This window comes from Nocardia sp. NPDC051929 (assembly GCF_044548645.1).
Taxonomy (GTDB): Bacteria; Actinomycetota; Actinomycetes; order Mycobacteriales; family Mycobacteriaceae; genus Nocardia; species Nocardia sichangensis.
The window spans coordinates 49,973-63,377 of the sequence record NZ_JBIUCG010000007.1; the positions used below are offsets into that span (position 1 = coordinate 49,973).

The 13,405-nt window shown below is 68.2% G+C and carries 8 protein-coding genes; 4 read left to right on the forward strand and 4 right to left on the reverse strand.

The features are described from left to right. Positions 1-69 precede the first annotated feature (69 nt). A complete protein-coding gene (locus ACIHAX_RS10790; protein ID WP_397277041.1) occupies positions 70-3,570 on the forward strand; it encodes an amino acid adenylation domain-containing protein in 3,501 nt (1,166 codons plus the stop codon). A 309-nt stretch (positions 3,571-3,879) separates the two neighbouring features. On the opposite strand, the gene ACIHAX_RS10795 is transcribed toward ACIHAX_RS10790, so the two are convergent. After that, entirely contained in the window at positions 3,880-4,860 is a 981-nt protein-coding gene (locus ACIHAX_RS10795) for an ABC transporter substrate-binding protein (protein ID WP_355076083.1), read from the reverse strand. A gap of 149 nt (positions 4,861-5,009) precedes the next feature. Between ACIHAX_RS10795 and ACIHAX_RS10800 the strand changes: the two genes are divergently transcribed. Both ACIHAX_RS10800 and ACIHAX_RS10805 read left to right on the forward strand, forming a co-directional pair. After that, the gene (locus ACIHAX_RS10800; protein ID WP_364430735.1) at positions 5,010-6,800 is read left to right on the forward strand and encodes an MFS transporter; all 1,791 of its coding nucleotides are present in this window, start codon (positions 5,010-5,012) and stop codon (positions 6,798-6,800) included. Between the two features lie 64 nt (positions 6,801-6,864). Then, positions 6,865-7,995, forward strand: a complete 1,131-nt coding sequence (locus ACIHAX_RS10805) for an MAB_1171c family putative transporter (protein WP_397277044.1) — start codon at positions 6,865-6,867, stop codon at positions 7,993-7,995. A 215-nt stretch (positions 7,996-8,210) separates the two neighbouring features. Here the strand turns inward: ACIHAX_RS10805 and ACIHAX_RS10810 are convergent, their stop codons facing one another. After that, positions 8,211-8,600, reverse strand: coding sequence for a cupin domain-containing protein (locus ACIHAX_RS10810; protein WP_397073900.1), 390 nt, complete (start codon positions 8,598-8,600; stop codon positions 8,211-8,213). Between the two features lie 231 nt (positions 8,601-8,831). Beyond that, on the reverse strand, positions 8,832-10,292 hold the full coding sequence (locus ACIHAX_RS10815; protein WP_397277046.1) for an MFS transporter: 1,461 nt from the start codon (positions 10,290-10,292) through the stop codon (positions 8,832-8,834). Between the two features lie 69 nt (positions 10,293-10,361). On the opposite strand from ACIHAX_RS10815, the gene ACIHAX_RS10820 reads away from it, so the two are divergent. Then, positions 10,362-11,024 (forward strand): TetR/AcrR family transcriptional regulator, encoded by a 663-nt coding sequence (locus ACIHAX_RS10820; protein ID WP_397277048.1) that lies wholly within the window; start codon positions 10,362-10,364, stop codon positions 11,022-11,024. A 43-nt stretch (positions 11,025-11,067) separates the two neighbouring features. On the opposite strand, the gene ACIHAX_RS10825 is transcribed toward ACIHAX_RS10820, so the two are convergent. Beyond that, entirely contained in the window at positions 11,068-13,116 is a 2,049-nt protein-coding gene (locus ACIHAX_RS10825; RefSeq protein ID WP_364430750.1) for a M13 family metallopeptidase, read from the reverse strand. Positions 13,117-13,405: the final 289 nt, after the last annotated feature.

Below are 13,405 nucleotides of genomic sequence, written 5' to 3' on the forward strand. Positions count from 1 at the left end.
GGGTCGGCTAAGCTGTGCCCCAGCAGTCCAGACCGCCGGTTCCGGCGGCAGACAAGGAGTGGCAGCGCGATGGAGTCGACACAGCGTCGGGCAGAAGGAACGGTGGACATCGGCCGGGAGGAGATCCGGTCCGCGGTGGCCGACCAACTGGGCCTCGCCGCCACGGAGATCGCCGATCACGACGACCTCATCCAACTGGGGCTGGACTCGATTCGCACCATGAAGCTCGCGGGCGGCTGGCGCAAACGCGGCGCCGACATCAACTTCGCTCAGCTGGCGGCCAGCCCTACGGTGGCTTCCTGGCACGGTCTGCTCGGCGCGAGTGCGGTCGGGCGGGCGGCAGGCCCGGTGACCGTCGTGCCGGTGGCGACCGCGGACGACGAGGCGGCGCCCTTCCCCTTGGCCACCATGCAGCACGCGTACTGGATCGGCCGCTCCGACGAACAAGAGCTCGGCGGCGTCGCGGCGCACTTGTACATCGAATTCGACGGCGGCCGTATCGATCCGGAGCGGCTGGAGCGCGCGGTGGCCGATCTGGTCGCCACCCATCCCATGCTGCGCACCAGGTTCCTGCCGGATGGCACCCAGCAGACCATGACCGCCCCTGGTAGGCCGGTGTTGGAGGTCGTCGACCTGCGTGATCGGTCGCCCGAGGCGGCCGACGCCGCGCTCGCCGAGCTGCGTGACCGCAAGACCCACCAGCGTCTGGCCATCGAAGACGGTCAGGTCATCGATGTCACGCTCACCTTGCGCGACGCGGACCGCAGTCGACTGCACCTGGATGTCGACATGCTCGCGGGCGACGCCATGAGCTACCGGGTCCTGATCGGCGATCTGGCCGAGCTGTACCACGGGAGGGCCGTGCCGGTCCCCGGCTACACCTATCGCAGGCACCGCACCGAGCACCAGGGGGACGGCGCCACTCGCGAGCGTGACCGGCAGTGGTGGCAGGAGCGGCTGCCGGAACTGCCGGGCGCGCCGGAACTTCCCACCGTGCCGGTGAGTGAGCGCACCGACCCGAATCGCACCGTTCGTTACGACCACTGGCTGGAGCCGGAAGCCAAGCAGCGGTTGCTCGCCGCCGCACACGAGCGCGGCATCACTCCGGCCATGGCGCTGGCCGCGGTATTCGCCGAGACCATCGGCGGTTGGTCAGCGCAGAGCCGATTCCTGCTGAACGTGCCGCTGTTCCACCGGGATCCGGTGCACCCCGACATCGATCGGGTGATCGGCGACTTCACGTCCTCGATCATGCTGGAGGTGGACGTCACCGACAGCATGTCGGTCACCGAGCGCGCCCGCACGTTACAGCGCGGCATGCACGAAAGCGGTGCGCATACCGCGTATTCCGGGCTCGAAGTGCTGCGGGATCTGGGTAGGCATCGCGGTGAACCCGTGCTGGCCCCGGTCGTCTACACCAGCGCGCTGAACTTGGGCGAGCTGTTCGCCGACACGGTCACCGAGACCTTCGGCGAGCCCGTGTGGATCATCTCGCAGGGCCCGCAAGTACTGCTCGACGCGCAGGTCACCGAGGTCCGCGGCGGGCTGCTGCTGAACTGGGACGTGCGCGCGTCGGCCTTCCCCGACGGCATGATCGACGCCATGTTCGCCTGGTACCGCGCGGCGATCGGGCGGCTCGGTGACGGGGCGGCAGGGTGGAACGCGGAGGCCGCCGTGCGGCTGCCGGTCGACCAGGCCGCGGTGCGCGCCGCGGTCAACGCCACCGACGGCCCGGTCAGCGGGCGGTCCCTGCACCAGGGGTTCTTCGACAACGCGGCGGCGAATCCCGAAGCGCCCGCCGTGGTCTGGGGCCTGGGCGACGGCCGAGGCGCCTGGAGCTACGGGGAGTTGGCCGCTCGCGCGCTGGCGGTGGCGGGGGCCTTGCGCGCCGAGGGCGTGGAGCCGGGCGACGCGGTCGCCGTCGCGCTGCCGAAGGGGCCGGACCAGGTCACCGCCGTGCTCGGTGTGCTCGCCGCCGGGGCGACCTACGTGCCCATCGGATTCGATCAGCCTGCAGGCCGCCGGGCGGAGATCCTCCGCACCGGCGGTGTCCACGCGGCGCTGACGGTCGAGGGCGCGGACCTGGGCGCACCGATCACGTGCCTGTCCATCGACGCGGCCAGTGCCTATCCGGAGCCGCTCGCGGCCCCCGTCTACCCGGACACCGGCGATATCGCCTACGTGCTGTTCACCTCCGGATCGACCGGCGTGCCCAAGGGTGTCGAGATCCCACACCGTGGCGCGATGAACACCATCGACGCGTTGAACGAGTGGTTCGGCGTCGGCGGCGCCGACCGCTCGCTGGGCCTGTCCGCCCTGGAATTCGACCTCTCGGTCTACGACATCTTCGGCTTGTTCGCGGTGGGCGGCGCGGTCGTGACCGTCGATCCGGAACAGCGCGCCGACCCGTCCAGCTGGGTGGAACTGCTGCGCACACATCGGGTCTCGATTCTCAACTGCGTGCCGAGCATGCTGGACATGATCCTGGAGATCGGCGGTGATCAGCTGGGCGATTCGCTGCGCGCGGCCATCCTCGGCGGGGACTGGGTCGGCGCGGATCTCGCTCGCAGGCTGTCGGCGCAGGCGCCGGGTTGCCGATTCGCCGGACTCGGCGGCGCGACCGAGACCTCCATCCACACCACCATCTGCGAGGTGACGGGTGAACCGCCCGCGCACTGGGCGACCGTGCCGTTCGGCGTTCCGTTGCGCAACGTCCGATGCCGCGTCGTCTCTCCCGCGGGCCGCGACTGCCCGGACTGGCTGCCGGGCGAACTGTGGGTCGGCGGCGTCGGTGTCGCCGCCGGCTACCGCAACGACCCGGAGCGCACCGCGGAACGCTTCGTCGAACACGACGGCATCCGCTGGTACAAGACCGGCGATATGGCCAGGTACTGGCCCGACGGCACGATCGAATTCCTCGGCCGTGCCGACCACCAGGTCCAGATCCGCGGATACCGGGTCGAACTCGGCGAGGTCGAGACCGCGTTGCGCACGGTGCCCGGCGTCCGGCACGCCGTCGCGGCGGTCGTCGGTGCGGGCGCACCCAAGCTGGTCGCCGCCGTCGCGGGTGACCTGGACGAGATCGGCGACATCGCTATGGCGCTCGCGGACCTGTTGCCCGGCTACATGATTCCCGTTCGGATCGAGCTCCTCGAGCAGATGCCGTTGACCGCCAATGGGAAATTGGACCGCCGCGCCGTGGTCGCCCTGCTCGAGCCAGGGGTGGGGGAGGACCGGGAGACCGCCCCGCGCGACGACGTGGAGGCCGCGCTCGCCGACATCGTCGCGACCGTCCTCGGCATCGATGCGATCGGCGTGCACGACGACTTCTTCGGCCGCGGCGGCGATTCCGTGCTCGCCACGACCGTCATCGCCCGCGTGCGCGAGTGGTTGCAAGCCGAGCACGCGCTGGTCGCGGACCTGTTCGCCGCACGCACCGTCGCCCGGCTGGCCGAGTGCCTGCGGGAGCGCGAGATTCGGCACGGCGCGGACGGCAGGCTGTCCGCGGTGGCCCGGCTCTACCTCGAGGTCGCCGCGATGACAGACGAGGAGATCCTCGCGCAGACGTGAAAGCGGTTGCCCGGCAGCGCGATTGTCCACGACGCACCGATCGGTGAGCGCGCCCGGCGGTCTTCGGTCCGCAGGCGGACCTGTGGACTGTCCGCGCTCCTCTCCGGATCGACCCTGATGAGGGGCGTCGCCGCAGGCTCGCGTCGCCCCAGCGCGGACGCCGCTCCGAGCGCGCGGGCGCAGTCTGTCGCCGTGGACGCGGTCGAGTGGGTCATTCCCACACAACCGATCGGGTCCCGCTGTGGACATGCGGCGGCGGGCAAGCAGCGCGTACCACCGCTTGCCGGGCCGAGTCCACTGACGCGGCGGCTATTTCGCCGCAGCGGCGAAGGCGGGTTCCAGCTTGTCGAGGATGTACGGCACCGAGAGCGCCGTCGGCGTGTTCACGGCGCTGATCTCCTGGGTGGTGAGGAACACGACCGAGCCCTTCTTGACCGCGGGCAGGTCGGCGTAGCCGGGTAGCTGCCGGAACTTCTCGTCCAAGCCGGGGGCGTAGCCGGCCAGCAAGAGATCGGCGGTCAATTCGTCGACCCGCTCCGGGGACAGGGCCAGCCTGCCCTGATTGGCGGGCAGGTCGGTGAGGTTCTTCGGAATGCCGAGACCCAATTGGGTGAAGACCTTCGACGATCCGTCGTCGGGGTCGGTCAACACCATGAGCTGTGCCGGACCGGCCAGCCAGGTACTGGCGAACGTCTTGCCCTTCAATCCGGGGTTCGCGGCGGCGATCGCGGCGACCTTGTCATCCACCTTCGCGATCACCTTGCTCGCCTCGTCCGGCTTGTGCAGCACCTTGCCGAGGGTGGTGATCTGGTCCTGCCAGGGCGCTACCGCCGCTTTGCTCAGGGCGGGCAACGTGGGCGCGACGCGAGAGAGTTCGTCGTAGGTCTTCTGGTCGGCGATGAACGGATCGACCAGGATCAGGTCCGGCTCCAGCGCGGCGACCTGTTCGGCGAGGTTCCCAGTGCTGGTGAGCGCCTTCGCCGATGCGAGGCTCCCCGGCTCCCACGGCGGGGTGCTCTTGGAGGCGATCGCGACATTGTCGAGGTATCCGACGGGCACCACGCCGAGCGCGAGCGTGGTGTCCAGCCACTGGTTGCCGAGGGCGACGATCTTGTTCGGGGTGCCTTCGACGGTCGTCTCGCCGCGGGCGTGGTGGATGGTCACCTGTTCGCCGCCGGACGCCGAGTCGTCCTCCGCCGATCCGCACGCGGCCAGGCCGAGGGCGAGGACTCCCGTCAGCACCGTCAGCGCCGCCCGCGACCAACGGCCGCGCGTCCGAACAGAGTTCATCTGCCGCACCTTCCTTCCAAGCAAGCTAGCCAAGGCTAACCTATCTAGCTCCCGGGTGGTATCGGTGCTCGGCGGATGCGGCTCCATTTGATGGTTACATCGGCTAACTATATAGTTTGCCGTGGTAACTATCTGGTGAGGGGCTGTCCGTGACGAATCCATCCATCGAAGTCGATCCGGGTGATGTCCGAACCATCCGGCGCCGGTTGCGCTACGACCGGGACCATCCGCGCTACAAGTGGATCGTTCTGACCAACACCACGCTGGGTGTCCTGCTCACGGCGATCAATTCCTCGATCGTGCTGATCTCGCTGCCCGCGATCTTCCGCGGCGTCGGGCTCAACCCACTCGAGGCGGGCAATGTCGGGTACCTGCTGTGGATGCTGATGGGTTACCTGCTCGCCACCGCCGTGCTGGTGGTGATGTTCGGGCGGCTCGGCGACATCTTCGGCCGGGTGCGGGTGTACAACCTGGGCTTCACCATCTTCGCGCTGTCGGCGGTCGCCTTGTCCTTCGATCCGTGGCACGGGGGCGCGGGCGCGTTGTGGATCATCGTCTGGCGCGTCGTCCAGGGTGTCGGCGGCGCGATGCTGACGGCCAACTCCTCGGCGATCCTCACCGATGCCTTCCCCGCGAGCCAGCGCGGCACCGCGCTCGGCATCAACATGGTCGCCGCGGTGGCCGGTTCGTTCTTCGGCCTGCTCATCGGCGGCGTGCTGTCGGAATGGGATTGGCGTGCGGTGTTCTGGGTCAGTGTCCCGATCGCCGTTCTCGGCGCGGTCTGGTCCTATCGTTCGCTGCACGAGGTCGGCATCCGGACCTCGGGCAAACTGGACTGGGCGGGCACCATCACCTTCGGTCTCGGACTCACGGCGCTGCTCACCGGCATCACCTACGGCATCCAGCCCTACGGCGGCCACGCGACCGGCTGGACGAGCCCGTGGGTGCTGGCCGCTGTACTCGGCGGCCTTCTCCTGCTGGTCGCGTTCTGCGTAGTGGAGACGAGGGTCCCCGATCCGATGTTCCACCTGGGCCTGTTCCGCCACCGCGCCTTCGGTCTCGGCAACTTCGCCAATCTGATGGTCTCGATCGGACGTGGCGGCATGCAGTTCATGCTCATCATCTGGCTACAGGGCATCTGGCTTCCGCTGCACGGGTACGACTTCGAGTCCACCCCGCTGTGGGCAGGCATCTACCTGCTGCCGTTGACCATCGGCTTCCTCGCCGCAGGCCCGATCTCGGGCTGGCTGTCCGATCGCTACGGGCCCCGGCTGTTCACCACCGGAGGCGCGTTGCTGACCGGCGCGACCTTCATCTTGCTGCTGGTCATCCCGGTGAACTTCGACTACTGGCTGTTCGCGTCGATCACCGTGCTCAACGGCATCGGCAGCGGGCTGTTCTTCTCGCCGAACACCGCCGCCATCATGTCCAGCGTTCCCGCCGCCCAGCGCGGCGCGGCCTCCGGGATGCGCGGCACCCTCTTCAACGGCGGCAACGCGCTGTCCATGGGAATCTTCTTCTCCCTGATGGTCCTCGGACTGGCGGCGAGCCTGCCATCGGCGCTGGACTCCGGTCTGCGCGCACAGGGCGTCTCCGCTGGAGCCGCCGCCGAACTCGCCGGCATGCCGCCGGTGGCGAGCATGTTCGCCGCGTTCCTCGGCTACAACCCGATCCAGGAGCTGCTCGGACCGTCGGGTGAACTCGACAAGCCAGGCGTCAACGCCGAAACACTCACGGGCCAGGAGTTCTTCCCGAACCTGCTCACCGGCCCGTTCCACTCCGGATTGCTCGTGGTGTTCGTCTCGGCGGCGGTGATGATGCTCCTGGCGGCCGTGGCGTCGTGGTTCATCGGCGAGAAGTACGTCTACGACGAGGCCGCCGAACTCGCCGAAGCCGATCGGGTCACGGAGGACACGTCCGCCGCGGTGCCCGTGCGCTGAAACACCGCGGCGGTTTCGCGCCCGGGCTGGCCCCACGCCGAGCGACGGCATACGGTCGATCGCGATGAACGCTGTTCCGACTCCAGTGGTGCTGTCGGTTGTCGTATTCGTCGCGCTCATGACCGCCGGGCGGTGGGTGCTCGTCGACGAGACGGCTACCGATCGGCTGATCAACCGCACGTTCAGCTGGAACCTGCTAGGTCTGCTGCTGTACGAGGTGACCGTCGCGGTGGGCCGTCCCGAGTTCGGGCCGCGCCTCTATCTCGGCTGCGGTCTCCTGGCGCTCGGCAGTTTCTACGGGCTGGCCAGGCTTGTCGACGGCGCCGATGCGGCAACCGTCCACCTGCGTCAGCGGCGATACGATGCGACGGCGGTCGCTGCCGTTGTTTCGCTGATCGTCGCCACGCCGATCCTGCGGTGGGCCTGGCAGTTGGACTATGTCGAAATCGTATGGACGATGTCCGCGCTCCCCGGAGGTCTCTGTGGGCTGCTCTTCGCCCGCGCCTGCGTTCGCGAACTGCGCGCCAGAGGCGTTTCGATCAGAGAGAAGCTGACGTTCGCGGTACTGCTGGCGTTCGCGACCTATTGGCTGATCTCGATGACGATCATGGTAGGTCGCGCCCTCACCGGTACGCCTCCGAGCCAGCCGGGCAAGGTGTGGGCCGTCGCGGCGGTTCTCACGTTCTCCGCCGTCACCCTGTTGACCATGATCCCCCTGGTCACAGCGCTGCTGGCGCGAACGGGCTTGGATCGGACCGGCCGTGACTGCCGTAGGTTGCGGCCGCTGTGGCGAGATCTCACCGCCGTGGTGCCGGAAGTGGTTCTGGCGGAGGACGGTTCCGCGCCGAGGGAAGCCACGTCCCGGCTCTATCGGATGACCGTCGAGATCTGGGATGCGCTGCTACACCTGAGACCGTATGTACCCGCTTTGTCCGAGGCCGGCTCGCCCGCCGATCGCCACGATGCGCGTCGCTCTGCCCTCCAGGTCGCGCTGGCCGTGCGAGCCAAACGCGACGGTGACACACCGACTCCCGGCTCGATGGCTGCGGGCGCGGCGCATGGGGAGGCTCGCGATCGCGCGGCGGAGTTCCGGTTCCTGCTCGAATTGGCGCGTGTATGGCCGGAAGCCGTCGCGGCCGTGGGATATCGGTCGGACACGGCGCGGTTTTCCACAATCGCGGCGGTGTCCCGATAGCCGGACGTGTCTCGGCGACACGGCGAATCGACGGACATGATCGTTCCGCCCGGGCCACTCGGCGCCCGGATTCGGCTCCTACCGTATGTATCCGGTCGGTACGTCATGGATCGGTCGCTCGCGCGGCCCGACCGCCGGGTGCGGGCAAGGCCGGCGGTGATCAGACCCCGCGGTGCTCGCACACGCGATCCATGCGCGAGCACCGATGGTGCGGATCACCGTGCGGTGACGGGCTCCTGGCGGGTCTCGTTGCGCAGGCCGACGGACATGATGTCGGAGGGTTCGTCGAGTTCGATGCGGTGCCAGCGGTTGCGGGGGACGACGAACGCGGTGCCCGCGGTGAGGCGCACCATCGTCTCGTCGTCGCCCGCGTGCTCCGGTCGCAGGTAGAGACGCAACGCGCCGGTCAGGCAGCACACCGCTTCGTCGCTGCCGGGATGGACTTCCCAGTGGTCGGCGTGCACGTCGGCATCGGATTCGACGTGGAACGTCGCGAGCTGCCAGTCGCCGTCGCCGGTGCTCATCCGGCGTTCACCGGCTGCTACGTGGCCGTCATGGCCGAAATGAATTGCGCGGCCGAACAAGTCGATCGGGGCCTGATTCATGATGCTTCCTCTCGTCGGATTGGATGAGACTTTCCGGGCCGATCAAGGGCGGTGCCGGAACGAAGTGGGGGAGTGGATCGCCGTGCGCGGCATGGATTCCGGCATCGGATCCATGCCGCACCAATGCGGATCGGCAGCAGCGAGGTCCGGTGGTAGCGGCTCGGTGCGCGGTCAGTGCAGAGCACTCGGCGCAATCCGACCCGTCCGGGCTCTCGGGGCGGTTGCGCTGTCTTATGGTCGCGCGGCGGAAAATTCCTCGGATAGTTCGGCTTTGGGTCGAACCACGTCTGCTCTGTGGGTGGAAATCGTGCGGTGCGTCCTCGGCAGCACAGTCGCGGCGACGACGCTCGCAACGGCGAAAAGTCCCGCCGCGCAACACAGCGCGAGGGCGTAACCGTCGTTCAGCGCCGCGGGCGCGACGCTTTCTCCGGTGCGCGCCGCCGCGACGGTGGCGAGTGCGGCCACCCCGACACATCCACCCAGCTGCCGCGCGCTGTTGAAGGCCCCGGAAGCCATTCCCGCTTCGTGGGGCGCGACGCCCATGTTCGCGGCGGCGGCCACGGGAGCCAGGCACAGTCCGAGGCCGAAGCCGCCCAGCAGCGAGGGTCCTAGAACATCGGCGAGGAAACTGCCGTCGGCGCTGATGAAAGCGAACCAGCCGATACCCGCAGTGGTGAGCACCCCGCCGATGACGAGTGCCGCTTTCGGGGACCGGCGGCCACCCACGCGAGTGGCGACCACCGTGCCGACGATGACACTGAGCGAGAACGGCACGAAAGCCGCACCCGCCGCGCCCGCGCTCATGCCCAGGACCTGCTGCTGGTACAGCGACAGCAGATAGAACGCGCTGAATTGGCCCGCCGCGGCCAAGAATACGAACACATTCGCTCCGGCCACCCAGCGGTTGCCCAAGAGTCCGAGCCGAACCAATGGTGTCGACGTACGCGCCTCGACCGCGAGAAAAGCCGCGAGCAGCATCGCACCGGCCCCGAGTGTGAGGGCTGTGGCGGCGGAGAACCAACCGTGGTGTTCGGTCCGCACCACGCCGACCACCAGCAAACCTATTCCGCCGGTGGCCAGGACGGCGCCCGGCACATCGACCCGCGCTCGCCCGCTCACTCGATCGGCCGCCACACCGGCCACCGCCGCGACCGATGCGATCACCACGATCGGGACGTTGACGAGCATCACCCAGCGCCAGTTGGCGTACTCGGTCAGCAATCCGCCCACCAGCACGCCGATCGCGCCGCCCGCCGCGTTCACCGCGCTCCACACGCCGAGCGCTCGCACCCGGGCGGGGCCTTCCGGAAATGTCGTGGTCAACGTGGCCAAGGCGGCGGGCGCCACGGCCGCCGCCGCGAGTCCCTGGACGGCCCGCGCGGCGACGAGTTGCCATGGCTGCTGCGCGAATCCGCCCACCAGCGAGGCGAGGCCGAACATCACGAGCCCGCCGGTGAACAACCTGCGCCGCCCGAACAGGTCGCACGCCGTTCCACCCAACAGCAGGAACCCGCCGAAAGTCAGCGCGTAGACGTGCACCACCCAGGTCAGATCGACCGGCGCGAAGCCCAGATCGGCGCGGATGGCCGGCAGCGCCACGTTCACCACCGCCATGTCCAACGCGACCATGAACTGCGCGACGGCCACCGCCGTCAGAGCGACGCCGGGCCGCCCGCGAGAGTTTTTATACATGTATAGAAAGTAACCGCGCGAGTCGCCCCGTGTCCACACCCGGTTCTGCGGATGGGCGAAGATGGACGGATGCCGAGTTCGTCGTCGCAGCCACAACGCACCGGCCGACCTGCGCGTATCTCCCGAGCGGAGATCCTCGCGGCGGCCAATTCGGTGATCGACGCCGAGGGCGTGGCGAAGCTGACCATGCGCCGCCTCGCCACCGAACTCGGCTGCACGCCGATGGCGCTCTACCACCACGTCCGGGACAAGGAAGACCTGCTGCGCCTACTGCTCAACGAGTACGCCGACCAGGTGGCGTGGCCGGACCTGCCGGAGGAGCCGCGCGAGCGCGTCCGCGTCGCGGCGCGCGCCATGCACGACGTGCTCGCCGCACGGCCGTGGATCGTCGAAATCCTCACCGCCGACGACCTTTTGGGAGTTTCGGCGCTCTGGGTCAGCGAATCCATCGTGGACGGATTCGTCGCGGGAGGTCTACCGCTGGACCGCGCCGCCCAGGCGTACCGCGTCATCTGGCATTACACGGCGGGCGACCTCATCGTGCGCGCCCGATCCGCCCGCCGGGCCGCGGAGGACCGTCCCACCTTCCGCGCACAAGTCTTCGCCGACCTCGACGCCGACAGCTTCCCCCGCTTGGCCGCCCTCGGTTCCGACTACCTGTCCCTGGCCGCTCAGGACACCTACGACCTGGGCCTCGACGCCCTCATCGACGGTCTGCTCCGGTCCGCATAGCGATCGAGCCCGCCGCGACGGGCAGGCTCGAACCTCGCTTCGCTCAGAATGTCACCCGCTGATCGGGCGGCATGTACAACTTGTCGCCTTCTTTCAGCTCGAAAGCCCTGTAGAACTCGTCGAGATTGCGCACGACCTGATTGCAGCGGAATTCGTTGGGGGAATGGGTGTCGATGCTGAGATAGCGGACGGTGAGTTCCTTCGTCTGCTTCTCACGCCAGCTGCGGGCCCAGGACAGGAACATGGTGCGGTAGTCGGGATTGTCGATACCGCGGCGCTTCTCGGCGATGCGGAAGGCGGCCAGCGTGATCTGCAGTCCGCGCAGATCGGCGAGGTTCTCGCCCAAGGTGAGTTCGCCGTTGACGTGCTGGCTCGGCTCCAGCCCCTCAGGGACGAGCGCGTTGTATTGGTCGACCAGTTGTTTGGCCTTGGCGTCGAACGCGGCGCGATCCTCTGGCGTCCACCAGTCGCGGCGGTTGCCGTCGCCGTCGTACTTGGAGCCCTGGTCGTCGAAGCCGTGGCCGATCTCGTGCCCGATGGTGGACCCGACCGCGCCGAAATTGACCGCGGGCAGAGCGTCCTTGTCGAAGAAGGGCGGCTGAAGGTAAGCGGCCGGGAAGACGATCTGGTTGGACGTCGCGGAGTAGTAGGCGTTCACCGTTTGCGGCGACATCCCCCATTCGGTCTTGTCGACGGGCGTGCCCAGGCGCGCGAACGTCCGCTTGACCTCGAACTCGTTGATGGCGAGCAACGACTCGATCAGCTTGCCCTTGGTGATCTTCAGCTTCGAGTAGTCGACCCACTTGTCCGGATAGCCGATCTTGGGATCGATTTTGTCCAGCTTCGCCAGCGATGCCGCCCTGGTGGCAGGTGACATCCACGTCGAATTCGTGAAGTTCTCCCGGTAGGCCGCGATCACGTCGGCGAGCATCTCCTTGGCGCGATCCTTGGCTTCCGGCGGAAAATGCTTGGCCACATAGAGTTTCCCGAGCTGCTCGCCGAGCTTGTCGTCGACGATGCTCACGCCGTACTTCCAGCGTTCCGGGCGCTCGTCCTGTCCGTTGAGAATCCGGCCCTTGAAGTCGAAATTCGCGTCGTTGACGGCCTTCGGCAGATAGGGCGCGAACTCCCGCAACACGGCCAACTTCAAGTAGTCCCGCCACGTGGCGATGTCCACCTCGGTCCACAGCTGACCCGCTGCCGTGATGAAGGACGGCTGGTTGACCACGATCGTCGCGAACAACTCGCGTGGGCGGTCGGTGTTGCCCGCCAGCCACGGATCCCAGTCGAAGCCCGGGGCGAGCGCGGTCATATCGGTCCAGCTGTAGACGTTGTAGGTCGCGTCGGTGTCGCGGTTGCGTACGTTGTCCCAGTGCGCGGGGGCGATGCGCTTCTCCAGATCGAACACGCGCTGAGCGACACCGGCCGGGTCGGCCCAACCCGCGCCCGCGGCGACGCGCTCGAGGAAGGTGCGGTACTGCCCGAGCACCTCGGCGTATTCGGGCTTCCGGTAATACTGCTCCCCGAGCCCGAGTCCGGACTGGCCGACCGAGGGGATGTAGGCGTTGGAATTCTTCCGGTCGACGCCGATGCCGAGCCCGATCAGCCCGCCGATCGGCAACTCGGCCATCACCTTGGCCAGCTCCGGCTTGGTGGCGGCGCCATCGATCTTGGCGAACAGCGGCGCCAGCGGCGTCATGCCGAGCCGTTCGATCTCGTCCCAGTCCACCCTGGCGTCGTAGAGATCCCTGATCTGCTGTTCTTCCGAGCCGGGCTTCGGGTCGTGGATACCGTCGATGATCTCGCGCAACTGCTGCTCGGTGCGCTCGCCCGCCTCGCTGCCCGAGCCGTAGCTGACCTTGTCCGGCGGCAGCTGGTACTCCCGCAGCCATTTCCCGTTGACGTGCCGGTACAGGTCGTCCTGCGGCCGTATCGTCTCGTCCGCTCCGCTGAGATCGACGCCGGTCAGCGTCCTGCTCGCGGGTTCGGTGTCGTCCGAACAGGCGACCAGCGCGGCGGCGGCCGGGACGGCTCCGAGGGCGATCAGGAAGGCACGACGATCCAGCTTCGCTGGCCGACCGGTAGATGTCACGAGAATCCTCTCCCCGACGCGGCGGTGCCGCTGGTGTACGAAGGCAGCCTTGCAGGACACGAGGCTACCGGCGCGGCGCCGGTCCGGCCCGGATTGGGGACGAGCGTCGTCGTGCGGGCCGGTGACCACCCCCGATTTGGGAACGACCTGCGGATTCCCATACACTAGACCGGTTGCCTGCGGGAGCTGTGCCCGCAATCCGGCAGTGAACCCCCAGTGGTTGGTTCCGCGTTTCTGGCTCGAACCGAGAAAACCGCTGGCAGGCGCGCGTCCGGAGGGCGACCGACCA

Excerpts from the sequence above, each read along its gene's own strand:
- ACIHAX_RS10790 (WP_397277041.1), top strand. The coding sequence starts at position 70 with ATGGAGTCGACACAGCGTCGGGCAGAAGGAACGGTGGACATCGGCCGG.
- ACIHAX_RS10815 (WP_397277046.1), bottom strand. The coding sequence starts at position 10,292 with ATGTATAAAAACTCTCGCGGGCGGCCCGGCGTCGCTCTGACGGCGGTG.
- ACIHAX_RS10805 (WP_397277044.1), top strand. The coding sequence starts at position 6,865 with ATGAACGCTGTTCCGACTCCAGTGGTGCTGTCGGTTGTCGTATTCGTC.
- ACIHAX_RS10795 (WP_355076083.1), bottom strand. The coding sequence starts at position 4,860 with ATGAACTCTGTTCGGACGCGCGGCCGTTGGTCGCGGGCGGCGCTGACG.
- ACIHAX_RS10810 (WP_397073900.1), bottom strand. The coding sequence starts at position 8,600 with ATGAATCAGGCCCCGATCGACTTGTTCGGCCGCGCAATTCATTTCGGC.
- ACIHAX_RS10820 (WP_397277048.1), top strand. The coding sequence starts at position 10,362 with ATGCCGAGTTCGTCGTCGCAGCCACAACGCACCGGCCGACCTGCGCGT.